A 24,133-nucleotide genomic window follows, 5' to 3' on the forward strand; every position below is an offset into this window, starting at 1 on the left:
AACGCTCATTTTGTGATCGAGTTAAAGTAAATCATCCCCGCCCATTTTATTTAGTAAAAGTTTTACTAAAATAGACGTATTACATCAGATCCGTACAGGGAGGCGATATGAATCGCTGGGAAAATCTTCAACTGACTCATGAAAACAGGCTGCCGCCGCGAGCGTATTTCTTCTCTTACGATACGCTGGCGCAGGCGCGCACCTTTGTCCGTGAAACCAGCAGCCGCTTTTTATCGCTTAGCGGGCAATGGAACTTCCGCTTCTTCACGCACCCGCTGCTGGTTCCGGAGGCGTTCACCCGCGAATATATCGCGGGCTGGGGTCCGATCACCGTGCCGGGAATGTGGCAGATGGAAGGCCACGGGCAGCTTCAGTATACCGATGAAGGTTTTCCCTTCCCGATTGACGTGCCGTACGTACCAACTGACAACCCAACCGGCGCCTATCAGCGCATCTTCACCCTCGGCGACGGCTGGAAGGGTAAGCAGACCCTGATTAAGTTCGACGGCGTCGAGACCTACTTCGAAGTCTACGTCAACGGCCAGTATATTGGCTTCAGCAAAGGCAGTCGTCTGACCGCCGAGTTTGATATCAGCGCGGCGGTGAAAACCGGTGATAACCTGCTGTGCGTGCGGGTAATGCAGTGGGCAGACTCCACCTATATTGAAGACCAGGATATGTGGTGGATGGCGGGGATCTTCCGCGATGTCTACCTGGTGGGTAAAAATCCACTTCACGTGCAGGACTTTACCGTACGTACTGATTTTAATGACGATTACCGCGACGCCACCCTCTCCTGCCAGCTGGTGCTGGAAAATCTGAGCGGCCAGCCTGCCGATGTCAGCGTGGAATATACTCTGTTTGATGGCGACAGCGCGCTGTATCAGGGTACCACCGGTCGCCTGACGGTCGGGCAATCGCTGGAGAGCGGTTTCACCATTGATGTCACCGCCCCGCAGCAGTGGTCGGCGGAGAATCCCTGGCTCTATCATCTGGTGATGACGGTGAAAAACGCCGCCGGTGAAGTGCTCGAAATCATCCCGCAGCGCGTCGGTTTTCGCGACATTAAGGTGCGCAATGGCCTGTTCTACATCAACAACCATTACGTGATGCTCCATGGCGTCAACCGTCACGACAACGACCATCTGAAAGGCCGCGCCGTCGGGATGGATCGCGTCGAAAAAGATCTGCTGTTAATGAAGCAGCACAATATCAACTCGGTGCGCACCGCCCACTATCCAAACGATCCGCGCTTTTATGAGCTGTGCGATATTTACGGCCTGTTTGTGATGGCGGAAACCGACGTGGAGTCCCATGGTTTCGCCAACGTCGGCAACCTGAGCCGCATTACCGATGACCCAGGCTGGGAGCACGTATACGTTGAGCGCATCGTGCGGCACGTACACGCGCAGAAAAACCACCCGTCAATCATCATCTGGTCTCTGGGGAATGAATCCGGCTACGGCTGTAACATTCGCGCGATGTATCACGCCACCAAAGCGCTGGATGATACCCGCCTGGTGCACTACGAAGAGGACCGCGACGCCGAAGTCGTCGATATCATCTCGACCATGTATACCCGCGTACCGCTGATGAATGAGTTCGGCGAGCACCCGCACGAGAAGCCGCGCATTATCTGCGAATATGCCCACGCCATGGGTAACGGCCCGGGCGGGCTGACCGAATACCAGAACGTTTTTTACCAGCACGACAGCATTCAGGGCCACTACGTGTGGGAGTGGTGCGATCACGGTATTCAGGCCACCGATGAGAACGGTGCAGTATGGTACAAATTCGGCGGCGACTATGGCGACTACCCGAACAACTATAACTTCTGCCTCGACGGCCTGATCTTCTCCGATCAAACCCCTGGACCGGGTTTAAGGGAGTACAAGCAGGTTATTGCGCCGGTCAAGGTGCAGGCGACGGATATCCATCGCGGCGAACTGCGCATCGAGAACAAACTGTGGTTCTCCACCCTCGACGATTACACCCTGCGCATTGAAGTGCGCGCCGAAGGGGAAACGCTGTCGACTCAGACGATAAAAGTTCGCGATCTGCCGCCGAACAGCGGTCGTGATATCACGATTGCGCTGCCCGAACTGGATGCGCGTGAAACATTCGTCAACGTCATCGTCACCAAAGATTCCCGGACCTTGTATAGCGAAGCCAACCACGATATTGCCGTGTATCAGTTCCCGCTAAAGGCGCAGACAGCGGCAAAAACGACGCTCGCCAATGCCAGCGCAACGCCGCTGCAGATTGCTGACGAACGTCTGAGCTACACCCTGACCGGGCATAATTTCCGCGTCGAATTCTCTAAACTCAGCGGCAAACTGACCCGCTGGCTGATTAATGGCTGCGAGCAGGTGACCCGTGAGCCGAAGATTAACTTCTTCAAACCGATGATTGATAACCATAAACAGGAATATGAGGGGCTGTGGCAGCCGAACCATCTGCACATCATGCAGGAGCATCTGCGGGAGTTCAGCGTTGAACAGCAGGGCGAGACCGTTATCGTCACTACGCGGACGATTATCGCGCCGCCGGTTTTTGATTTCGGGATGCGCTGTACCTATCGCTGGCAGATCACGCCACAGGGCCATATCAACGTTGAACTGCAAGGCGAGCGCTACGGCGACTACCCGCATATCGTTCCGTGCATCGGCTTTATGATGGGGATTAACGGTCAGTTTGAGCAGGTCAATTATTACGGTCGCGGGCCAGGAGAGAACTACGCCGATAGCCAGCAGAGCAATATTATCGATGTCTGGCGTACCAGCGTTGACGACATGTTTGAGAACTACCCGTTCCCACAGAATAACGGCAACCGTCAGCACGTACGCTGGGCGTCATTTACCAACCGCCACGGCAGCGGTTTGCTGGTGGTTCCGCGTGCGCCGTTGAACGTCAGCGCCTGGCACTACACGGCAGAAAATCTGCACGCAGCCCAGCACTGCAACGAACTCCAGCGCAGCGACGACATCACGCTGAACATCGACGCCCGGTTGCTCGGCCTTGGCTCCAACTCCTGGGGCAGCGAAGTTCTGGATAGCTGGCGCGTCTGGCTCACCCCCTTCAACTATGGCTTTACGCTGCTGCCGCTGGAAGGCGGATGCGGCTCCTCGCAGGTGCTGGCGAACCATGACTTCGGTGCCGGTTTCTTTTCCCCCGTTTCACACAGCGAGGCTGAAAAATGAGAATTCTTGATAATTTAGAACAATTTAAGCAGATCTATCACAGCGGACGTAAATGGCAGCGCTGCGTGGAAGCCATTAATAACATCGAAAACATTCGCCCTGGCGTGGCCCATTCGATCGGGGACTCACTCTCCTATCGCGTGGAAAATGACAGCACCACCGATGCGCTGTTTGCCGGCCATCGCCGCTACTTCGAGGTGCATTACTACCTGCAGGGACAGCAAAAGATCGAGTTTGCCGCGAAAGCACAGCTGCAAACCGTAGCCTGCTACCGGGATGAGACGGATCGCGAATACCTGAAAGGCCTCGGTGAGACCGTCCAGGTGCATGAAGGACAGATGGTGATTTGTGATAACGATGAGGCCTACCGTTTTATCAGCGAAACGCCGGTCAAAAAAGTGGTGCTCAAAGTAACGATTGAAGACGGCTATTTCCTGAATAAGTAGTGCAGTCCTCAGCAATACCCAAGGTCAGCGGGATACCCGCTGACCTGACCGTTTCCAGCCCAGAATACGGGCTACATGATTTCCCGGAGGACTTATGTCCGAATCAGTTCGCGCCAAAATAGGCAAATTCGCCCTGCTGTCGATGGCCTTCACCGCCGTGTTTAACGTGCGGAACATCATCAATAACAACATTGAGCTAGGGTTGAGTTCCGCCCCGATCTTCCTGTTTGCCACGGTGGTCTATTTCATCCCCTTTGTCTTTATCATCGCCGAATTTGTCTCGGCCAATAAGCATTCCGAATCGGGCATGTATGCCTGGCTGAAACAGCCGTTAGGGTCACGGGCGGCCTATCTCGGCTCGTTCCTGTACTGGTTCGTGAACCTGTTCTTTTTCATTTCGCTACTGCCCAACGTCGTGGCCTATGCCTCATACGCCGTGATGGGGTACGCCATTCCCTTCTCCCCGATGGTCACCTCAATGATCTCCATCGTGCTGTTCGCCATGGCAACCCACATCTCGACTAAAGGGGCGACGTGGCTGGGGAGAATTTCCGAGTGCGTGGCCTACGGCGTCTTCGCGCTGTTTGCTATCTACGTCGTCGGCGCCTTTACCGCATTAAGTTCTGGCCACGTCCCGGCACAGCCGATTACGCTCTCCGCCATGGAGCCGACCATCAACTGGGCCACGCTGGGCATCATGTGCTGGATTTTCCAGGCCGCAGGCGGCGCAGAAACCGTGGCAGCCTATCTGAACGATACCAAGGGCGGCCAGAAATCGTTTATCAAAGTCATTATCTCCGCTGGCGTATTGATTGGCGGCATGTATGCGCTGGGCTCGCTGCTGGTCAACGTGTTCGTCGCACGTGAAGATTTGACCTACGCCGGTGGGATGGTGGAAATCTTTACCGGACTGGGAGCTTACTTCCATATTCCTGAGCTGCTGATGGGCCGCTTTGTCGGGGTTATTTTGTTTATCGCCATCTTCGGTAGCATGATGATGTGGACCGCGGCACCGGTAAAAATCCACTTCTCTGAAATTCCGGCCGGCATCTACGGCGAGAAAACCACCGAACTGAATGCGCATGGCGTACCGGTACGCGCCGCATGGTGGCAGTTCCTGTTCGTCTTCCTGATGCTTATCGTTAACGGCTTCGGCTCCGCCAGCGTGCAGCAGATGATGAATACGGCCATTAATCTGACCGCCGGCACTGCAATGCTGCCGCCGCTGTTTATTATGGTGGCCTACTTTGTTCTACGCTGGAAACACGATGATACCCCGCGCGACTTCCGCATGGGCTCGCGCAAGGTCGGCATGGGCATCGTCTCTATGCTGATTGTTATCTTTGTGGTCAGCATGACGGCTTCCGCCTTCCCGGCGGGTGTCGACCTGGTTAACGCCTTCTTTATCAACGTCTTTATGACCGCCGTCTTCTCAGGCCTTGCCTGGTGGTGGATCACCCGCTTTGAGAAAAAACAGCAGCAGCGCCAGAAAGCGTCGGCTGCGACGGCACCGGGTATCTCCAGATAACGTGTCGCGTTCTCCCGCCAGCGCTTGTCCCGCTGGCGGGATTTTTTCTACCTGTCATTACGTAACGCTCAGCTTTTTCGTGATCGAGTTAAAGCAACCGGGTTTTATTTCTGTTATTTACTAAAACTTTTACTAAAATTAACTTCACTACTTAACTACCTCTGTCTTACAAACAACACAACCCCCTTCGGCATCCTCTGAAGGACAATGTGTGGAGATGTGTTATGTCTGATACCAAACGTAATACCATCGGTAAGTTCGGCCTGCTGTCGCTGACCTTCGCCGCCGTTTACAGTTTTAATAACGTTATCAATAACAATATCGAATTAGGACTGGCATCGGCGCCGATGTTTTTCCTCGCCACCTTGTTCTACTTCATCCCGTTTTGCCTGATCATTGCGGAATTCGTGTCGCTGAATAAAACCTCTGAAGCGGGGGTCTATGCTTGGGTCAAAAGCTCGCTGGGCGGCCGTTGGGCGTTTATTACCGCCTATACCTACTGGTTCGTGAACCTGTTCTTTTTTACTTCCCTGCTGCCACGCGTTATTGCCTACGCCTCGTACGCCTTTTTAGGCTACGAGTACATTCTGACCCCTGTGGCAACAACGGTGCTAAGCATGGCGCTGTTCGCCTTCTCCACATGGGTTTCTACCAACGGCGCGAAAATGCTGGGGCCGATAACTTCCGTAACCTCATCATTGATGCTGCTGCTGACGCTCTCCTATATTTTACTGGCGGGAACCGCGCTGGTCGGCGGCGTACAGCCGGCGGACCCGATTACCGTCGAAGCGATGATCCCGAATTTTAACTGGGCGTTCCTTGGGATAACCACCTGGATCTTTATGGCGGCCGGCGGGGCAGAGTCCGTTGCGGTCTACGTAAATGACGTCAAAGGCGGTTCGAAATCCTTTGTCAAAGTGATAATCCTTGCCGGGATTGTGATTGGCGTACTGTATTCTGTCTCTTCAGTACTGATTAACGTTTTCGTCAGCAGCAAAGAGCTGAAATTTACCGGCGGTTCAGTGCAGGTGTTCCACGGCCTGGCAGCGTACTTTGGCCTGCCTGAAATCATGATGAACCGCTTCGTCGGCCTCGTCTCCTTTACCGCCATGTTCGGCTCGCTGCTGATGTGGACCGCGACGCCGGTGAAGATCTTCTTCTCCGAAATCCCCGAAGGCATTTTCGGCAAGAAGACCGTTGAGCTGAACAAAAATGGCGTACCGGCTCGCGCAGCATGGATTCAGTTCCTGATCGTCATCCCGTTAATGATTATTCCGATGCTGGGTTCCAACACCGTTCAGGAATTAATGAATACCATCATTAATATGACCGCTGCCGCCTCCATGCTGCCACCGCTGTTTATTATGCTGGCGTACCTTAACCTGCGCCGTAAACTGGATCACCTGCCGCGCGATTTCAAAATGGGCTCACGAACGACCGGTATCGTTGTCGTCTCAATGCTGATTGTTATTTTCACTATCGGCTTTATCGCCTCTACCTTCCCGACCGGCGGCAATATCATGACGATTATTTTCTATAACGTCGGCGGAATCGTCATTTTCCTTGGATTTGCATGGTGGAAATACAGCAAATACGTCAAAGGATTAACCCAGAAAGAGCGGGAAACGGAAGCTGCGCCAGCCTCAAATATTTCTTAAGACACCTAAAAATCATTCTAAAAATATAAACAACAATACATCTGAAAACGTTATGAAAAATAATAATTCGCTGTACGGGGCACTCGCTGCCCTCGCTTTTTGCTGCCCGGCTATTGCCGCTGAAATCGCCCATCCGGCGGAGCATGATGATACAAAAACGCCAGAAATGACCTCTCCGTCATTCCGTTTTTATGGCGAGATGGGTCTCGGCGGATATATGGATTTAGAAGGTGAAAATAAACATAAGTATAGCGACGGGACCTATATTGAAGGGGGGCTGGAAATAAAGCACGACCACTGGTTCGGTTTAATTTACGGCGAAGGCTGGACGGTACAGGCGGACAGCCAGGGCAACGCCTGGGAGCCCGGCCACAGCTGGGGCGGGTTTGAAGGCGGGATAAACCGGTTTTATGGCGGCTATAAAACTGATGATTGCACCGAAATCATGCTCAGCCTGCGCCAGGACTCGTCGCTGGATGACCTGCAGTGGTGGGCCGATTTTACGCCGGACCTGGGGTACGTTATCCCCAATACCCGCGACATCATGTACGCCCTCAAGGTGCAAAACCTGGCCGGAGAATTGCGCTACAGCATCACCGCTACGCCGGCCGGACATCATGACGAGAGCAAAGCCTGGCTGCACTTTGGCAAATATGACCGCTACGACGATAAATATACCTATCCGGCAATGGTCAACGGCTATATCCAGTACGACCTGACCAAAGAGGTCACCTGGATGAACGGCCTGGAAGTGACCGACGGCACCGGGCAGCTATTTTTAACCGGTATTCTCTCACCCAACCTCGCCGCCCGCGCCTGGCACCATACCGGCCGCGCTAAAGGCCTGAACGTCCCCGGAAGCGAAACCGGGTTTATGGCCAGCGCAATGTATGAAGCATTAAAAGGCTTTTACCTTTCAACCGCATACAGCTACGCCAGACACCGCCCGGATCGTGCCGCCGAAGAGACCACCTCGTTTATGCAATTCGGTATCTGGTACGAATATGGCGGCGGCCGCTTTGCTACCGCCGCCGACAGCCGTTTTTATATGAAAAATGCTTCTGGCGATCCGGCCGATCAGGTCTTCCTGATGCAATATTTCTACTGGTAAGAAGGGATATAAATACCATGAATATCACCACCCGTTTCACGCCGCTGGCCTGTGCGCTGCTACTGAGTTTTTCCGCCCACGCGGTCACCGCCGATGCGTTTAAAAACGTCATCAACCGGACCGGTTCGCCACAGTACATGCATGATTTTGACCACGATGACCACCAGCGTTTTAACCCGTTTTTCGATCTCGGTGCGTGGCACGGACATCTGCTTCCGGATGGCCCGGCAACCATGGGCGGCTTCCCCGGCCCGGCGCTGCTGACGGAAGAGTACATCAACTTTATGGCCACCAGCTTCGACCGACTGACGGTCTATCAGAACGGTCAAAAAGTGGCCTTCACCCTTCAGGCCTGGAGTCTGCCCGGCGCGCTGGTACAGACGCTAACCGCCCCCGGCGTACGCGTAGTCATGACCCTGCGCTTTGCCAGCCCGCACACCTCGCTGCTGGAGACCAAAATCACCAGCAATACGCCGCTCACCCTGGTATGGGACGGCGCGCTGCTGGAAAAACTGGAAGCCAAAGAGGGAAAACCACTCTCGGATAAGACCATCGACGGCGCATTCCCGGATTATCAGCGCCGCCTGACGGCAACCCACGACGGACTGACGGTGAGCTTCGGCAAGGTACGCGCCGCTTCTGACCTGATGACCTCCGGTGAGTCGCAGTATCAGATCCATAAGTCCCTGCCGGCCGAGACCAAAATCGACGGCCACCGCTTTACCAGCACGGCCAAAATCAGCGGCTCCACGACGATTTACACAACCTATTCACATCTGCTGACCGCGGAGCAGGTGCGAACGGAGAAAGCACAGATCCGCGATATCCTCGCTCGCCCGGCGTTCTACCTGAACGCGTCGCAGCAGCGCTGGGACGGCTATCTGCAAAAAGGGCTGACTAACCCGGATGCGACCGCCGAACAGACCCGGGTGGCGGTTAAGGCTATCGAAACGCTTAACGGTAACTGGCGCGCGCCGGGCGGCGCAGTGCAGCACAATACTGTCACTCCGTCGGTCACCGGGCGCTGGTTCTCCGGCAATCAGACCTGGCCCTGGGATACCTGGAAACAGGCTTACGCCATGGCGCACTTTAACCCCGAGATCGCCAAAGAGAATATTCGCGCGGTCTTCTCCTGGCAGATTCAGGCCAACGACAAGGTACGCCCGCAGGACGTCGGCTTCGTCCCGGACCTCATCGCCTGGAACCTGAGCCCAGAGCGCGGCGGCGATGGTACTAACTGGAATGAGCGCAATACCAAGCCAAGCCTGGCCGCCTGGTCGGTGATGGAGGTCTATCGCGTCACCAAAGATAAAGCGTGGCTACAGGAGATGTATCCGAAGCTGGTGGCCTATCACGACTGGTGGCTACGCAATCGCGATCATAACGGCAACGGCGTGCCAGAGTACGGTGCCACTCGCGATAAAGCCCATAATACCGCCAACGGCGCGATGCTGTTTACGCTCAAAAAAGGCGACAACGAGGAGACACTTTCTGGCCTGAAAACCTATGAAGCCGTCACCCGCAAGGGGGATTATGACAGCCTGGAGATCCCGGCGCAGGTCGCCGCGTCCTGGGAGTCAGGGCGCGATGATGCGGCGGTGTTCGGCTTTATCGATAAAGATCAGCTGGATAAGTATGTGGCCAACGGCGGCAAGCGCAGTGACTGGACGGTCAACTTTGCCGAAAACCGCGATAAACAAGGACATCTGCTGGGCTATTCACTGTTACAGGAGTCGGTTGATCAGGCCAGCTATATGTACAGCGACAACCACTATCTGGCGGAGATGGCGACCCTTCTAGGTAAACCCGATGAGGCGAAACGCTACCGGGCGCTGGCACAGAAGCTGGCGGACTATATCAACACCTGTATGTTCGACCCGCAGACCTCGTTCTATTACGACATTCGGATCGAAGAAAAGCCGCTGGCCAACGGCTGCGCCGGGAAGCCGATTGTCGAACGCGGCAAAGGCCCGGAAGGCTGGTCGCCGCTGTTTAACGGCGCGGCAACCCAGCAGCACGCCGATGGGGTGATCAGCGTGATGCTCGATGCCAAAGAGTTCAATACCTTCGTACCGCTGGGTACCGCCGCATTAACCAACCCGGCATTTGGCCCGGATATTTACTGGCGCGGCCGCGTGTGGGTGGATCAGTTCTGGTTTGGCCTCAAAGGCATGGCACGCTACGGTCATCGTGAAGAAGCACTCAAGCTGGCGGATACCTTCTTTAAGCACGCCAAAGGACTCACCTCCGACGGCCCGATTCAGGAGAACTACAACCCGCTGACCGGCGCCCAGCAAGGCGCGCCCAACTTCTCCTGGAGCGCCGCGCATTTGTATATGTTGTATAACGATTTTTTCAGGAAACCGTAGTCCATTAATGCCCGGTGGCGCTACGCTTACCGGGCCTACGGGATTTGACTCGTAGGCACGGTAATGTCTACACCTCCGGCAGCAACCCCACGAAACTGCGTTTCTTACGCGGTTCCGACATCATCTCGTCGAGCTTTTCCACGCAGGTCAGGTAGTGCGGGGTTTTCTTATGCGCCAGCACCGCCTCATCATCTTTATAGGCTTCATAGATAAAAAAACGGGTCTTCACCTCCGGGTCCTGCAGCACGTCAAATCGCAGGTTGCCCGGCTCTTTCAGCGCCCCTTCATGGTTAGCCCGAAAGACGTCAAGAAACTCCGCCACCCGCTCTGGCCTGATATTAATCTCCACCAGCGTCACGTTCATTTTTGCTCTCCCTGTTTCTCTTCCTGCCAGAACTGATACGCCTCGCGGGCGCTCATATTCTCATGGACCACTTTTTTCACCGCCTTTAACATTGCCCGCGGCGCGCTGGACTGGAAGATATTGCGCCCCATATCGACGCCGGATGCCCCCTGGTCAAGCGCCCGCCAGCACATCTCCAGCGCTTCATGTTCCGGCAGTTTTTTGCCTCCAGCGATCACAATCGGCACCGGGCAGCTGGCGGTGACTTTTTCAAACCCCTCGTCGACAAAATAGGTTTTGACAAACTGCGCCCCCATCTCAGCAGCAATGCGGCTGGCAAGCGAGAAGTAGCGGGCGTCGCGGGTCATCTCTTTCCCCACGCCGGTCACCGCCAGCACCGGCATACCGTAGCGGTTGCCCGCATCCACCAGCTTAATGATGTTATTGATCGACTGGTGTTCGTACTCGCTGCCGATATAGACCTGCGCCGCCACCGCGCAGACGTTGAGGCGCAGAGCATCCTCCATCGCCACGGCAACGCACTCGTTGGAGAGCTCGCTAAGAATAGAATTACCGCCGGAGGCGCGCAGCACCACCGGTTTGTTGGTCGCCGCCGGCACCTGGCTGCGTAGCACGCCGCGGGTACACATCAGCACGTCGGTCTCCTCAAACAGCGGAGCAATAGAGAGATCGATACGTTCAAGCCCGGTGGTCGGCCCCTGGAAGTAGCCATGATCGAAAGCCAGCATGACCGTGCGGTTGCTCTGCGGATTAAAGATACGCGCCAGCCGGGACTGCATCCCCCACTCCAGTGAACCACAGCCTTTCAACGTATAGAGCGTATTCTTCTGCGGCCGGTCAAAGCCGAAGTCTTTTCCCTCTTTGATATCGTCTAAATCTGCCATCTCGTCCTCCATCAGAAGTCGTAGTTATTGATGTTCTCTTTGGTGAACACCACGCGCTCCGGCAGCAGTACGATACCGTTGCCTTTCGCTTCATACTGGTAGCCCTGCACGCTGTTTGGCTCGACCTTCAGCGTGCCGATATCTTTGATGTCCACGCTATCACCAACGTTAAGATCGCCTTTTTTCAGCAGCCGATCGGCGACGTTCACCGCAATTTTTCCCTGCTGTACCACATCCCACAGGCCGAAGGCTTTTACCGTGCCGCGCTCGACGTAGGGGCGCATCACATTCGGCGTGCTGAAGCCGACAATCGCCACGCCCTGGCGCTTGAGGTTCTCTGCCGCCTGCGCGGCGGCCGGCAGCGCGTTGGCGTCAGGGGCGATAATGGCGTCGAGATCCGGATACGCTTTTAAGATCCCCTCGGCGGTTTGCAGCGATTTAGTGGCGTCGTTATAGCCGAACTGGGTGGTCACCACCTCCCACTGCGGATGCTCTTTTTCGATTTTGGCTTTCGCCTCTTTCACCCACTGGTTCTGGTCGGTCACCGTCGGGCTGGAGTAGAAAAATGCCACTTTAGCGGCGGGCTTCGTCACCTGTTTTTCCGCCATCTCAACCAGCAGGCCGCCGAGCTGCTGCGGAGTCCCCTGGTTGATGTAGATGCTGCGGCACTCGGGTTTGGTATCGGAGTCCCAGGTCAGAACCTTCACGCCGCGCTGCATCGCCCGCTTCAGCGCCGGACACAGGCCATCCGGCGACACCGCCGAGACGATAATCGCGTTGTAGCCCTGATTGACGAAGTTGTTGATTAGCTGCACCTGGCCGGACACGCTGGGTTCGGTCGGACCGTCGTAGGTCACGTCCACCGCCAACGCTTTGCCGGCCTCTTTCGCGCCGTTGCCGCCGCTGGTAAAGAAGCCCACGCCGACCAGCTTAGGAATAAAAGCGATGCGGTCAGCCGCCTGAGCCACCGCGACACTCATGGCCAGCGCCAGGGCACTGATTTGCAGGATATGTTTTGCTTTCATCTTGTTATGCTCCGATTGTTTTACGCGAGAGAAGACGCCGCCAGGTCATCCGCACCCATTCGCGGTGCAGGCTCAGCGAACGCCCCATCACCACCACAACCAACAGCGCCCCTGACAGCGCGCTCGACACCTGGTTGGGGATGCCGACCATCTGTAAACCCTGTTGCAGGTACCCCACCAGCAGTGCCGCCAGCGCCGTACCGAGTATCGAACCCGACCCGCCATAAATATTCGCTCCGCCGAGCACGGCAGCGGTCAGCGCCGGCATCAGCAGATCGCGGCCTAAATCCGAACGCGCCGAACCGAAATAGGAGACCAGAATCAACGCGGCGATTGCCGACGCCACGCCCACCAGGCCATACAGCACGTAGGGCATACCGTTGACCGACAGCGCGGCATAGCGTGCTGCTCTGGGATTTTGTCCAAGTAAAAAGAGGTGGCGGCCAAACCGCCCGCGATGGGTCAACAGCCAGAAAAAAAAGGTGATGATGGCAAACATCACCAGCGGCAGCGGTAGGCCAAATAGCGTCAGGTTGGCAAAAGCAGTAAAGCTATCGGGAAAGCCGCCAATCCCTTCATAGCCCGTCGCCCCGGCCATTCCCGAAAGCAGCAGCGCCCCGCCGCCGTAGAGATACAGCGTGCCGAGCGTAATCACCAGCGGACTGATGCCGGTGTAGTGAATCAGCGCAGCATTCACCAGGCCGCACAGCAGCCCAATAGCAAGGGTGAGCGGAATCGCCAGCCCCAGCGGCCAGCCCGCCTGCATCATTACCCCCAGCGCGATGGCGCACAGGCCAATGGTGGAGCCGAGGGAAATATCAATACCGCCGCTGATGATCACCAGGGTCAGCGGCAGTGCGACAATACCAATACAGATAAAGTCGCTGGTACTAAACAGCAGCATGTTGATATCCAGCATGCGCGGATTGATCGCCCCAAACAGCAGAATCTCCAGCACCAGTAATGCCAGCAGCGCGCTTTCCCAGTTAAGTTTCATCTACGCCACCTCTTTGTTTTTACGTTTTTCGAACGGGGTGACGTGCTTTCCCCCTTTGTTGCCGGGCTGAAAACGGCTGTACTTCAGCGCCCGCTGATGCCGCGCCAGCGCCTGGCACAGCCGTCCGTCGAGCACCAGTACGCCCAGCAGAACGAGGCCGGCGATAAAGTCGTTCCACCATGCCGGCAGCCGCAGCAGCACCAGTACAGTATCGATTTGAGTGAGGAAAAAGGCGCCGAGAAAAGCGCCGACGAGGGTTCCGGTCCCGCCGAGCAGCGAGATCCCGCCCAGCACGCAGGCGGCGATCGCTTTCATCTCCAGTCCGCTACCGGTCTGGTTGGGGACAAAGCCAATCTGCGCGGCAAAGACGATCCCGGCGCAGGCCGCCAGCATGCCGTTAAGCGTAAAGGCCAGCATCCGCGTGCGGTTGACCGCGACGCCCAGCTGACGCGCGGCGGCCAGGTTATCGCCCACGGCGTAAAAATCGCGACCAAAGGCGGTGCGTGCCAGCAGCCAGGTCCCGCTCAGCAGCAGCGCCAGCACCAGCCAACCCAGTGGCGATACGCCGATAAAGAACGGTTCAGAGAGCGACTTCAGACTATCGGGCAGCCCCTCGATCCACTTGCCTCCGGTCCACAGCAGCATCATTCCGCGATACAACCCCAGGGTGCCGAGCGTCGCGACAATCGCCGGAATGCGCAGGCCAACCACCAGCAGGCCGTTGAAGGCCCCCGCCAGTGCGCCAATCGCCAGCGCAAAGACAATCGCCGCCGTCAGGCCATAGCCACCGTTGAGCGCGGCACCGACCGCAATCGCGCTCAGGCCGACGGTCGAGCCGACGGAGACGTCAATATTGCGGGTCAGCATGACCAGCGTCGCCCCCAGCGCCAGCAGACAGAGGATTTGCGAACTGGCAAAAATCATCGCCAGAATTTGCAGGTTGAACCAGGCCGGGTTGAGCGCAATCAGCAGCGCAAAGAGCGCCAGAATCGCCAGCAACGCGCTCAGCTCGCGGTTTCGGAGTAACGTTTTCATGACTGCCCTCCAAAGGCCAGAGTCATCATGCGATCGACGGTGACCGCCTGTCGCAGCAGTTCCCCGCTCTGCCGGCCCTGGTGCATAACCACCACCCGGTCGGCCAGCCCGACAAACTCATCCAGATCGCTTGATATCATCAGCACCGCCACGTTTTGCGCGGCGACGCTTTTCAGCAGTTGATAGATATCGGCCCGGGCGGAAACATCCACGCCGCGCGTCGGTTCATCGACAATCAGCAGCAGCGGATTGGCCTCCAGACAGCGGGCCAGCAGCACCTTTTGCTGATTGCCGCCGGAGAGCGTGCGCACGGTCTGATCGCTGTGATTGAGTTTGATGCCCAGCGCCCGGTGGTAACGCTCCACCACCGCCGCTTCGCGCTGGCGCTGCTGCCACCACGATGGCTGGTTAAACATCACCGTGTTCCAGCGCACCGGGGCATCGAGAAACAGCCCGGAGACCTGCCGATCTTCCGGCAGATAAACCAGCCCGCTGGCGAGCCGCGCGCACGTGCTGTCGCGACTGATATCGCGGTTTTCCAGCCATATCCGGCCGGCCCGCGACGGGCGCAGGCCGTAGAGCGTCTCGGCAAATTCGGTGCGCCCGGATCCCACCAGCCCGGCGAGGCCAACGATCTCCCCGGCATGGATCTCCAGACTGAGATCGATAAAGCCTTCACCGGTCAGATCGTCCACCCGCAGCACCGGGAAATCCTGCGGCTGGGTGCGGCGATTCCCCGGCAGCGCCAGCCATAGCTTCTGGGTATCGCTAAGATCGTGTCCGCGAGCGGCGGGGGTCATTGCATCAATCAGCTGCGCGTCGCTGTAGCTCGCCGTGTCGCCGTTCAGCACCACCGCGCCGTCGCGCATGACCGAGATATGGCTGGCGATCTGACGGATCTCCGGCAGCTTGTGCGAGATAAACACGATACCGACGCCGAGATCCTGCAGAGCGCGGATCTGACGAAACAACCGATCCGTCTCCCCGGGCGTTAACGAGGCGGTGGGTTCATCGAGGATCAGGATCTGCGCATCGCGCATCAGACCGCGCAGGATCTCCACCATTTGCTGATCCGCCACTTCCAGCGTCCCGGCCACCGCCTCCAGATTGAGCTGGCAGTTCAACTGCCGCAGCGTCTCCTGCAGCCGCCCGTTGTTATCGGGCCGTCCGGGCAGGCGGAAAAGAATGTTTTCCCGAACCGTCAGATTAGGAAACAGCATCGGTTCCTGGGGAACAAGGTAAACGCCCAGTTGATGAGCCAGCGCCGGGTTGAGACGCGCAAAAGCGCGGCCGCCAAGAATGAGTTCACCCTCGTCGGGCGTTTCCACCCCGGCGATAATCTTCATCAGCGTCGATTTTCCCGCGCCATTACCGCCCATCAGCGCATGCACCTGGCCGGAAAAGAGCGTGAAATCAATGCCCTTTAATACGGCGATGCCGGAGAACTGTTTGCGAATCTGACGGGCTTCAAGCAGTGGCTTCATCATCGCGCCTCGTATGAACAAATGATTTTTTAATTTAATAATGTTCAAAAGCGTAGACGGTGAACTATATTTACAACCGTGCAAAGATCACAGTTTCATGCTTTAGATCGTTGGAAAAAACCTGCAAACAATGAAAGATCGGTTTTGCCGGGCGGCTCACACTTTCCGACCGCGCAATAACGAACATATGATCTAAATTTTTATAAGAGTTCACTTTATGAGCGAAAAACGCATTACGGAAGAGAGCCGCTACGCGGGCCTGGCGCTAGCCGAAGAGGAGCTGGTGGCGCGGGTAGCCTGGTGTTACTACCACGACGGATTGACGCAGAACGATATCGGCGAGCGCCTGGGGCTGCCGCGGTTAAAGATCTCCCGCCTGCTGGAGAAAGGCCGCCAGTCCGGGGTGATCCGCGTGCAGATCAACTCCCGCTATGAAGGGTGTCTGGCGCTGGAAACCGAGCTGCAACAGCGTTTTGACCTGAAGATTGCCCGCGTGCTGCCGGCGCTCAATACGCCACCGATGAATACGCGGCTGGGGATCGGCGCGGCGCAATCGCTGATGGGGGTACTGGAACCTGGGCAGCTGCTGGCGGTGGGGTTTGGTGAAGCTACCATGAGCTGTCTGCAGCACCTGAGCGGATTTATCAGTTCGCAGCAGGTGCGGCTGGTGACGCTTTCCGGCGGCGTGGGCCCCTATATGACCGGTATCGGTCAGCTGGACGCCGCCTGTCGCGTCAGCATCATTCCGGCGCCGCTGCGGGTCTCTTCGGCCGACGTGGCTGACATTCTGCGTCGGGAGTCGAGCGTCCGGGATGTGATTCTGGCGGCCACCGCGGCGGATGCTGCGGTCGTGGGGATCGGCGCCATCGACCAGCGCCGCGACGCAACCATCCTGCGCTCCGGCTATATCAGTGAAGGCGAACAGTTGATGTATGCGCGTAAAGGCGCGGTGGGCGACATTTTAGGTTATTTCCTGCAGGCCGACGGCAGGCGGGTTGAGGATCTGGAGATTCACCGGGAATTACTCGGCGTCACCCTCGACGAGCTGGCGCAGCTGCCGACCATCGTCGGCGTTGCCGGTGGCACGGAAAAAGCGCAGGCGATTTATGCCGCCCTGACGGGCAAACGCATCAATGGCCTGGTAACGGAAGAGACAACAGCACGCGCGGTGCTCACGCTGGCCTCCTGATGGCCCTGCGCCGCGCAACAACCGCGAGGCGCATGTCATGAGTTACCTGTTAGCGTTAGATGCCGGGACCGGCAGTATTCGGGCGGTGATTTTCGATCTCAGCGGCCACCAGGTCGCGGTCGGTCAGGCGGAATGGAAGCACCTGAGCGTGGAAAATGTTCCCGGCTCAATGGAGTTTGACCTCACCACCAACTGGCTGCTGGCCTGCCAGTGTATCCGCCAGGCGCTGGCCGCCGCGCACCTTCAGGCGGCCGATATTCAGTCCGTCGCCTGCTGTTCCATGCGTGAAGGCATCGTCCTGTACGACCGCAACGGCGAGGCTATCTGGGCCTGCGCCAACGTCGATGCCCGCGCCAGCCGCGAAGTCTCGGAGCTTAAAGAGATCCATGATTATCAGTTTGAATCGGAAGTCTATGATGTCTCGGGCCAGACGCTGGCACTAAGCGCCATGCCGCGCCTGCTGTGGCTGGCTCACCATCGCCCGGATATTTACCGTCAGGCTGCCACCATTACGATGATTAGCGACTGGCTGGCGGCAAAACTCTCCGGCGAGCTGGCCGTTGACCCATCCAATGCCGGTACCACCGGAATGCTCGACCTGTTCAGCCGCGACTGGCGCCCGGCGCTGCTCGATATGGCCGGGCTGCGTGCGGATCTGCTCTCGCCGGTCAAAGAGACCGGCACTCCGCTCGGCGCGGTGACCGATACGGCAGCGCAGCAGTGCGGACTCCGTGCCGGCACGCCGGTGATCATGGGCGGCGGCGATGTGCAGCTTGGCTGCCTGGGTCTGGGGGTGGTACGCGCCGGCCAAAGCGCGGTGCTGGGGGGAACCTTCTGGCAACAGGTGGTGAACCTGCCGGAGGTCCGCACCGATCCACAGATGAATATCCGCATCAACCCGCACGTCATACCCGGCATGGCGCAGGCCGAGTCGATCAGCTTCTTTACCGGCCTGACCATGCGCTGGTTCCGCGATGCTTTTTGCGCCGAAGAGAAGCTGGTTGCCGAACGCCTGGGGGTGGATGCGTATGCTCTGCTCGAAGAGATGGCCAGCCGCGTACCGGCAGGTTCCCACGGCGTGATGCCGATTTTCTCCGATGCCATGCACTTTAAGCAGTGGTATCACGCCGCGCCGTCGTTTATTAACCTCTCCATCGATGCGGAAAAATGCAACAAGGCCACTCTGTTCCGCGCCCTGGAGGAGAACGCAGCGATTGTCTCTGCCTGTAACCTGGCGCAAATCTCCCGCTTCTCCGGCGTGACGTTCGACAGCCTGGTGTTCGCCGGAGGCGGCTCGAAAGGAGCATTATGGAGCCAGATTCTCAGCGATGTCACCGGCTTGCCGGTACGGGTCCCGGCTGTGCGCGAAGCCACGGCGCTGGGCTGCGCGATCGCCGCCGGAACCGGCGCCGGCCTGTACAGCGATATGGCCAGCACGGGTGAGAAGCTGGTGAGCTGGCATCGGGTGTTTACCCCCAATCCGGCGCACCGCGAACTGTACCAGGGGATGATGGAGAAATGGCAATCGGTCTATGCCGACCAGCTCGGGCTGGTCGACAGCGGGCTGACCACCTCGATGTGGCAGGCGCCAGGCCTTGAGCGGCGCCCACCTGTCGTTCCGGCCCCCTGACCCTCCACGGAACGTCTGTCCCAGGTGCAAAATCCCCTCTTCCCTTCGAGGAGGGGAACTTCCCGTCACCGTTATTTGAATCCCATCACAATCACCGCACGCCCTTTTTCACTTTTCGCTGACGACGGCTAAATTAGTAACTCATCCGACCACATAACAATAATGTTACATATAAGAGACTGGAAGCCATTATGAGCCACTACCCGTCGTTATTCGCCCCGCTCGACCTGGGGTTCACCCAGTTGAAAAACCGCGTGCTGATGGGTTCCATGCACACCGGGTTGGAAGAACATGCCGACGGCGCGCAACGGCTGGCGGCCTTTTACGCCGAACGCGCGCGTCACGGCGTGGCGCTGATTGTCACCGGCGGGATTGCGCCAGTGGATTCCGGCGTCACGATGGCCGGCGGCGCGGTGCTCGATGATGCCCGGCATCTGGCGCACCATCGGCATATTACCGATGCGGTTCATCGCGAAGGGGGAAAAATCGCCCTGCAAATTTTGCATACCGGCCGCTACAGCTATCAGCCGCGGCCGGTAGCTCCGTCGGCATTGCAGGCGCCGATTAACCGCTTTACCCCGCATGCGCTAAGCCATGATGAGATCCTGCAGCTGATCGCCGATTTTGCCCACTGCGCGCAGCTGGCCCGGGAGGCCGGCTATGATGGCGTCGAAGTGATGGGGTCAGAGGGCTATTTAATCAACGAATTCCTCGCCGCGCGCACCAACCAGCGTGACGACCAGTGGGGCGGCGATTACGCCCGGCGCATGCGCTTTGCCGTAGAAGTCGTGCGTGCGGTACGCGAACGGGCTGGCCACGATTTCATTATTATCTACCGCCTGTCGATGCTCGACCTGGTCAACGACGGCAGTACGCTGCCGGAAGTGATTGAGCTGGCGCAGGCCATCGAGGCGGCAGGCGCGACCCTCATCAACACCGGTATCGGCTGGCACGAAGCGCGTATTCCGACCATTGCGACACCGGTACCGCGCGGCGCCTTCAGCTGGGTCACCCGGAAACTGAAAGGTGCGGTGTCGATCCCCCTGGTCACCACTAACCGTATCAACGATCCTGACGTCGCGGAGGCGATCCTCGCCCGCGGCGACGCCGATATGGTGTCAATGGCCCGGCCGTTTCTGGCCGACGGCGAGTTCCTTTCCAAAGCTCAAAGCGGGCGCGCCGATGAGATCAATACCTGTATCGGCTGTAACCAGGCCTGCCTGGATCAGATCTTTGCCGGTAAAGTGACCTCTTGTCTGGTCAATCCGCGGGCCTGCCACGAAACTCTGATGCCGGTTACGCCTGCTGTCGGGCCAAAGCGCCTGGCCGTTGTGGGCGCAGGCCCTGCCGGCCTGGCCTTTGCCGTAAATGCCGCCGCGCGCGGCCACTCGGTCACCCTGTTTGATGCCCAGCAGGAGATTGGTGGGCAGTTTAATATCGCCAAACAGATCCCCGGCAAAGAGGAGTTTTACGAAACGCTGCGCTACTACCGGCGCATGCTGGATCTGCACGGCGTTAACCTGCAGCTGGGCCAGCAGGTCACGGCGGATCGTTTGCTGGACTTTGACGAAACGATCCTCGCCACCGGGATCGCCCCGCGAATGCCGGAGATCGCCGGAATAACCCATCCGAAGGTGATGAGCTACCTCGACGTGCTGCGCGACAAGGCGCCGGTGGGTCAGAGCGTCGCGATTATCGGCTGCGGTGGGATCGGCTTTGATACCGCGATGTACCTCAGCCAGCCTGGCGTTGCCACCAGCCAGAACATCGACGCGTTCTGCGAGGAATGGGGTATTGATACGACTTTGCAGAGCGCAGGCGGACTGCGTCCGGAAGGGCCGCAGCGGGAGAAAAGCCCGCGGCGCATTGTGATGCTCCAGCGCAAGGCCGGCAAACCCGGAGATGGGTTAGGCAAGACCACCGGCTGGATCCACCGGGCTACGCTGCTGGCCCGCGGCGTCAACATGATCCCGGGAGTCAGCTATCAGAAGATCGACGATGAGGGATTACATGTCACGATCGGCGGCGAGCTCCGGATATTGCCGGTTGATCAGGTGATTATCTGCGCCGGTCAGGAGCCGAAGCGCGAACTGGCGGATCCGCTACGCGCGGCCGGAAAAGTCGTGCATCAGATTGGCGGGTGCGATGTCGCGATGGAGCTGGATGCTCGCCGCGCCATCGCCCAGGGAACGCGGCTCGGGCTGACCATTTAACGGCGCGGCCTGAATGACCCGCTGGCCCGGGCGACAGGCGATGACGATTGCTATCGCGCAGCCTGTCGCCCGACAAATGCGATCAGCGGATCTTGCGTACCTTCACCGCCTTCAACACCACAAATTTATTGTTGGTGGCGACGGTGGCGCAGTTACCGAAAATTTTCTTCAGCTTGTGGAAGTAATCCAGATGACGGTTGGCCACGATATACAGCTCACCGTTGATCTTCAGGCAGCGGCGCGCGTGGTGGAACATCTCCCAGGCGATATTATCGGTTAACGCGTGCTTCTGGTGGAAAGGCGGGTTGCACAACACGGCGTTGAAGCGGAAAGGCTCAACGCCGGACAGCGCGTTGTTAATCATAAACTCGCAGCGATCCAGCGCCTCGGGCATGTTGGTTTCCACGTTCAGACGACTGGAGGCGACGGCCATCGGCGACTCATCGACGAACACCACGTTAGCCTGCGGGTTCTTCTCCAGCAGCGTCAGGCCAATCACTCCGTTACCACAGCCCAGATCGACAATCTCGCCTTCAAGATCCGACGGCAGGTGTTCGATAAAGAAACGCGCGCCAATATCCAGCCCGGTGCGGGAGAACACGTTCGCGTGGTTGTGAATAGTCCAGTCGGTCCCTTCCAGCTTCCAGCTCAGCGTCTGCGGCGCATCGGCAAGCGCCGGTTCGCTGAACGTACAGTTGATCAGGCGGGCTTTCTTCCAGGCCAGGGTGGTGGTGGTCGGCCCCAGCACTTTCTCAAACAGCTCCAGCGTAGAAGTATGGATATCACGCGCCTTTGCGCCGGCGATGATACGGGTTTGCGGCGTCACGACCTGGCGCAGCGCGCGCAGCTGCTGCTCGAGCAAGGCCAGCGTTTTCGGAACTTTAATCAGAACAACGCCTGGCGCCGACGGATACTCCGCGGTGCTGTCGAGAAACTTGACGCTGGATTCCGCGATATCGTTATGGCGTAAATTCTCACGCGTCGCGAGCTCGGTGAGGTAAGAGTCACCGATGCTAAACGGCGTATGCTCCGCCAGCGCGCAGCTCAGTGCGCCAAAGGTATCGTTGAAAATCAGGACCGGGCCGTTAATCTCCGTGTCATCCAACTGCTGCAGCAGATATTCATCCGCCGCTTCCCACGCCAGTAGCGGGTTAACGTCATCCGTTTCCGGAAAACGTTTTAGTGTCAGTGAACGGAAACCGTTGTCTAAGTGGCTCATCGGCCCTCCTGAGTGGTAAAATTTCGGCGTTATCCCTGAAAGGGTGCGTGAGTATACCCTTTTTATACACAAAATCATTCAAGATGCGCCGATGCAGCCTGAAGGAGGATGTGAAGATCTTTTATCTGGAGCTGTCATGAGTCAACTCACTTACCTGCAGGGCTATCCGGAGAATTTACTTTCTCAGGTCCGCACATTGATTGCCGAGCAGCGCCTGGGGGCGGTTCTGCAGAAGCGCTATCCGGAAGGTCACGACGTCAATAACGATAAGGCGCTGTATCAGTACACGCAGGATCTGAAAACCCGCTATTTACGCGGCGCGGCGCCGATCAACAAGGTGATGTACGACAGCAAGATCCACGTCTTGAATAATGCGCTCGGCCTGCATACCGCGATTTCGCGGGTCCAGGGCGGTAAGCTGAAAGCAAAAGCCGAAATCAGAGTGGCCACGGTGTTCCGCGAAGCGCCGGAGGCGTTTTTACGTATGATTGTGGTGCATGAGCTGGCGCACCTTAAGGAGAAGGAGCATAACAAAGCCTTCTATCAACTCTGTTGCTATATGGAGCCGCAGTACCACCAGCTGGAGTTCGATACCCGTCTGTGGCTAACGCATCTTTCGTTAAATCGTTCTGCGTAGTTGCGCACTGGTTTTGTCATGGTGGCATGTTAGAGTGACCAAAGGTTCCCTTTAACGGAGTTCGTCAACGTTTATGATACGTTTCGCAGTTGTTGGCACAAACTGGATAACAAAACAGTTTGTCGATGCCGCCCATGAAACGGGCAAGTATAAACTCACCGCGATTTACTCTCGCAGCCTTGAACAGGCGCAGGCCTTTGCGAGCGATTATCCCGTCGACCAGCTGTTTACGTCGCTGGACGATCTGGCGCAAAGCGATGCTGTCGACGCGGTTTACATTGCCAGCCCGAACTCCCTGCACTTCCCGCAAACGCAGCTGTTCCTCAACCATAAAAAGCACGTGATTTGTGAAAAACCGCTGGCCTCAAACCTGCGGGAAGTCGAAGACGCCATTCGGATCGCTCACGAAAACCAGGTGGTGCTGTTCGAAGCCTTCAAAACCGCCAGCCTGCCAAATTTTCTGCTGCTGCAGCAGTCGCTCGGTAAGGCAGGCAAACTGCACAAAGCGTTTTTCAACTACTGCCAGTACTCCTCCCGCTATCAGCGCTATCTCGACGGTGAGAACCCGAACACCTTTAACCCGGCCTTCTCCAACGGCTCGATTATGGATATCGGCTTCTATTGTCTGGCCTCGGCGGTGGCGCTGTGGGGCGAACCGCGCGCGGTTCACGCCAGCGCCAGCCTGCTGGACAGCGGCGTTGATGCCCAGGGTACCGTGATCCTCAGCTACGCCGGTTTTGACGTCACCCTGCACCACTCTAAAGTGAGCGACTCCACGCTACCAAGCGAAATTCAGGGTGAAGCCGGCGCGCTGGTGATCGAAAAAATCTCCGAGTGCCAGAGGCTCTCTTTCATCCCACGCGGTGGGAAGGCTCAGGATCTGACGCAGCCACAGCATATCAATACTATGCTGTACGAGGCGGAGGCGTTTGCGCATCTGGTGGAGAACAACCAGGTTGTTCACCCGGGGCTGGAAGTCAGCCGTATTACGGCCAGACTGCTGAGCGAAATTCGTCGTCAGACCGGCGTCGTATTCCCGGCCGATGGTCCGCAGGGGGCGTAAAAGAGTGTAAAGAGGCCGTCAGCAACCATTGACGCCCTTTATGACTTGTCATATTTTGTTACGCGCAAAGGGGAGTAACTT

The 24,133-nt window shown here is 57.6% G+C and carries 18 protein-coding genes; 11 read left to right on the forward strand and 7 right to left on the reverse strand.

The features are described 5' to 3' along the window. Positions 1 to 107: 107 nt before the first annotated feature. The 6 genes from ebgA (at position 108) to ygjK (ending at position 10,312) form a co-directional block, all read left to right on the forward strand. A complete protein-coding gene (gene ebgA, locus ROR01S_RS06640) occupies positions 108 to 3,200 on the forward strand; it encodes a beta-galactosidase subunit alpha (RefSeq protein WP_064359230.1) in 3,093 nt (1,030 codons plus the stop codon). After that, complete coding sequence (locus tag ROR01S_RS06645; protein WP_064359231.1) at positions 3,197 to 3,646, forward strand: beta-galactosidase subunit beta; 450 nt, start codon at positions 3,197 to 3,199, stop codon at positions 3,644 to 3,646. Before ebgA ends, ROR01S_RS06645 begins: the two co-directional genes overlap by 4 nt. A gap of 94 nt (positions 3,647 to 3,740) precedes the next feature. Beyond that, entirely contained in the window at positions 3,741 to 5,174 is a 1,434-nt protein-coding gene (locus ROR01S_RS06650) for an amino acid permease (protein WP_064359232.1), read from the forward strand. A gap of 224 nt (positions 5,175 to 5,398) precedes the next feature. After that, the gene (locus ROR01S_RS06655) at positions 5,399 to 6,832 is read left to right on the forward strand and encodes an amino acid permease (protein WP_064359233.1); all 1,434 of its coding nucleotides are present in this window, start codon (positions 5,399 to 5,401) and stop codon (positions 6,830 to 6,832) included. A 52-nt stretch (positions 6,833 to 6,884) separates the two neighbouring features. Beyond that, positions 6,885 to 7,943: a protein YgjJ gene (ygjJ, locus tag ROR01S_RS06660; protein WP_064359234.1), complete on the forward strand. Its 1,059-nt coding sequence runs from the start codon at positions 6,885 to 6,887 to the stop codon at positions 7,941 to 7,943. Positions 7,944 to 7,960: 17 nt separating this feature from the next. Beyond that, a complete protein-coding gene (gene ygjK, locus ROR01S_RS06665) occupies positions 7,961 to 10,312 on the forward strand; it encodes an alpha-glucosidase (RefSeq protein WP_064359235.1) in 2,352 nt (783 codons plus the stop codon). A gap of 67 nt (positions 10,313 to 10,379) precedes the next feature. On the opposite strand, the gene lsrG is transcribed toward ygjK, so the two are convergent. Genes lsrG through lsrA form a run of 6 tightly spaced genes read right to left on the reverse strand, consistent with a single transcriptional unit; the run spans position 10,380 to position 16,101 of the window. Continuing rightward, the gene (gene lsrG, locus ROR01S_RS06670; protein ID WP_064359236.1) at positions 10,380 to 10,676 is read right to left on the reverse strand and encodes a (4S)-4-hydroxy-5-phosphonooxypentane-2,3-dione isomerase; all 297 of its coding nucleotides are present in this window, start codon (positions 10,674 to 10,676) and stop codon (positions 10,380 to 10,382) included. After that, a complete protein-coding gene (gene lsrF / locus ROR01S_RS06675; RefSeq protein ID WP_004867885.1) occupies positions 10,673 to 11,560 on the reverse strand; it encodes a 3-hydroxy-5-phosphonooxypentane-2,4-dione thiolase in 888 nt (295 codons plus the stop codon). Before lsrF ends, lsrG begins: the two co-directional genes overlap by 4 nt. Positions 11,561 to 11,571: 11 nt before the next feature. After that, positions 11,572 to 12,585, reverse strand: coding sequence for an autoinducer 2 ABC transporter substrate-binding protein LsrB (gene lsrB / locus ROR01S_RS06680; RefSeq protein ID WP_004867888.1), 1,014 nt, complete (start codon positions 12,583 to 12,585; stop codon positions 11,572 to 11,574). Between the two features lie 4 nt (positions 12,586 to 12,589). Then, on the reverse strand, positions 12,590 to 13,582 hold the full coding sequence (gene lsrD / locus ROR01S_RS06685) for an autoinducer 2 ABC transporter permease LsrD (RefSeq protein ID WP_044350404.1): 993 nt from the start codon (positions 13,580 to 13,582) through the stop codon (positions 12,590 to 12,592). After that, entirely contained in the window at positions 13,583 to 14,617 is a 1,035-nt protein-coding gene (lsrC, locus tag ROR01S_RS06690) for an autoinducer 2 ABC transporter permease LsrC (RefSeq protein WP_064359237.1), read from the reverse strand. After that, the gene (lsrA, locus tag ROR01S_RS06695) at positions 14,614 to 16,101 is read right to left on the reverse strand and encodes an autoinducer 2 ABC transporter ATP-binding protein LsrA (protein WP_032718271.1); all 1,488 of its coding nucleotides are present in this window, start codon (positions 16,099 to 16,101) and stop codon (positions 14,614 to 14,616) included. Before lsrA ends, lsrC begins: the two co-directional genes overlap by 4 nt. 217 nt (positions 16,102 to 16,318) lie before the next feature. Here lsrA and lsrR point away from each other — a divergent pair, with 217 nt between their 5' ends. The 3 genes from lsrR (at position 16,319) to ROR01S_RS06710 (ending at position 21,133) form a co-directional block, all read left to right on the forward strand. Next, positions 16,319 to 17,290, forward strand: a complete 972-nt coding sequence (lsrR, locus tag ROR01S_RS06700; protein WP_004867898.1) for a transcriptional regulator LsrR — start codon at positions 16,319 to 16,321, stop codon at positions 17,288 to 17,290. A 37-nt stretch (positions 17,291 to 17,327) separates the two neighbouring features. Further along, entirely contained in the window at positions 17,328 to 18,920 is a 1,593-nt protein-coding gene (gene lsrK / locus ROR01S_RS06705) for an autoinducer-2 kinase (protein WP_044346711.1), read from the forward strand. A 191-nt stretch (positions 18,921 to 19,111) separates the two neighbouring features. Then, complete coding sequence (locus ROR01S_RS06710) at positions 19,112 to 21,133, forward strand: NADPH-dependent 2,4-dienoyl-CoA reductase (RefSeq protein WP_048023327.1); 2,022 nt, start codon at positions 19,112 to 19,114, stop codon at positions 21,131 to 21,133. A gap of 82 nt (positions 21,134 to 21,215) precedes the next feature. Here ROR01S_RS06710 and rlmG read toward each other — a convergent pair whose 3' ends face one another. Continuing rightward, positions 21,216 to 22,352 (reverse strand): 23S rRNA (guanine(1835)-N(2))-methyltransferase RlmG, encoded by a 1,137-nt coding sequence (gene rlmG / locus ROR01S_RS06715; protein WP_015585685.1) that lies wholly within the window; start codon positions 22,350 to 22,352, stop codon positions 21,216 to 21,218. A gap of 136 nt (positions 22,353 to 22,488) precedes the next feature. On the opposite strand from rlmG, the gene ROR01S_RS06720 reads away from it, so the two are divergent. Both ROR01S_RS06720 and ROR01S_RS06725 read left to right on the forward strand, forming a co-directional pair. Further along, positions 22,489 to 22,989: a M48 metallopeptidase family protein gene (locus ROR01S_RS06720; RefSeq protein WP_032718272.1), complete on the forward strand. Its 501-nt coding sequence runs from the start codon at positions 22,489 to 22,491 to the stop codon at positions 22,987 to 22,989. Positions 22,990 to 23,062: 73 nt separating this feature from the next. Then, positions 23,063 to 24,052 carry a Gfo/Idh/MocA family protein gene (locus ROR01S_RS06725; protein ID WP_064359238.1) on the forward strand — a complete coding sequence of 330 codons (990 nt, stop codon included), beginning with the start codon at positions 23,063 to 23,065 and terminating at the stop codon, positions 24,050 to 24,052. Positions 24,053 to 24,133: the final 81 nt, after the last annotated feature.

This window comes from Klebsiella ornithinolytica NBRC 105727 = ATCC 31898, assembly GCF_001598295.1.
Classification (GTDB): domain Bacteria; phylum Pseudomonadota; class Gammaproteobacteria; order Enterobacterales; family Enterobacteriaceae; genus Klebsiella; species Klebsiella ornithinolytica.

What these genes read in the sequence shown, in the direction of transcription:
- lsrK (WP_044346711.1), top strand. Translation starts at nt 17,328, where the DNA reads ATGAGTTACCTGTTAGCGTTAGATGCCGGGACCGGCAGTATTCGGGCG.
- lsrB (WP_004867888.1), bottom strand. Translation starts at nt 12,585, where the DNA reads ATGAAAGCAAAACATATCCTGCAAATCAGTGCCCTGGCGCTGGCCATG.
- lsrF (WP_004867885.1), bottom strand. Translation starts at nt 11,560, where the DNA reads ATGGCAGATTTAGACGATATCAAAGAGGGAAAAGACTTCGGCTTTGAC.
- ygjJ (WP_064359234.1), top strand. Translation starts at nt 6,885, where the DNA reads ATGAAAAATAATAATTCGCTGTACGGGGCACTCGCTGCCCTCGCTTTT.
- lsrR (WP_004867898.1), top strand. Translation starts at nt 16,319, where the DNA reads ATGAGCGAAAAACGCATTACGGAAGAGAGCCGCTACGCGGGCCTGGCG.
- ROR01S_RS06645 (WP_064359231.1), top strand. Translation starts at nt 3,197, where the DNA reads ATGAGAATTCTTGATAATTTAGAACAATTTAAGCAGATCTATCACAGC.
- ygjK (WP_064359235.1), top strand. Translation starts at nt 7,961, where the DNA reads ATGAATATCACCACCCGTTTCACGCCGCTGGCCTGTGCGCTGCTACTG.
- ROR01S_RS06655 (WP_064359233.1), top strand. Translation starts at nt 5,399, where the DNA reads ATGTCTGATACCAAACGTAATACCATCGGTAAGTTCGGCCTGCTGTCG.
- ROR01S_RS06725 (WP_064359238.1), top strand. Translation starts at nt 23,063, where the DNA reads ATGATACGTTTCGCAGTTGTTGGCACAAACTGGATAACAAAACAGTTT.
- ROR01S_RS06720 (WP_032718272.1), top strand. Translation starts at nt 22,489, where the DNA reads ATGAGTCAACTCACTTACCTGCAGGGCTATCCGGAGAATTTACTTTCT.
- ebgA (WP_064359230.1), top strand. Translation starts at nt 108, where the DNA reads ATGAATCGCTGGGAAAATCTTCAACTGACTCATGAAAACAGGCTGCCG.
- lsrC (WP_064359237.1), bottom strand. Translation starts at nt 14,617, where the DNA reads ATGAAAACGTTACTCCGAAACCGCGAGCTGAGCGCGTTGCTGGCGATT.
- lsrA (WP_032718271.1), bottom strand. Translation starts at nt 16,101, where the DNA reads ATGAAGCCACTGCTTGAAGCCCGTCAGATTCGCAAACAGTTCTCCGGC.
- lsrG (WP_064359236.1), bottom strand. Translation starts at nt 10,676, where the DNA reads ATGAACGTGACGCTGGTGGAGATTAATATCAGGCCAGAGCGGGTGGCG.
- ROR01S_RS06650 (WP_064359232.1), top strand. Translation starts at nt 3,741, where the DNA reads ATGTCCGAATCAGTTCGCGCCAAAATAGGCAAATTCGCCCTGCTGTCG.
- rlmG (WP_015585685.1), bottom strand. Translation starts at nt 22,352, where the DNA reads ATGAGCCACTTAGACAACGGTTTCCGTTCACTGACACTAAAACGTTTT.
- lsrD (WP_044350404.1), bottom strand. Translation starts at nt 13,582, where the DNA reads ATGAAACTTAACTGGGAAAGCGCGCTGCTGGCATTACTGGTGCTGGAG.
- ROR01S_RS06710 (WP_048023327.1), top strand. Translation starts at nt 19,112, where the DNA reads ATGAGCCACTACCCGTCGTTATTCGCCCCGCTCGACCTGGGGTTCACC.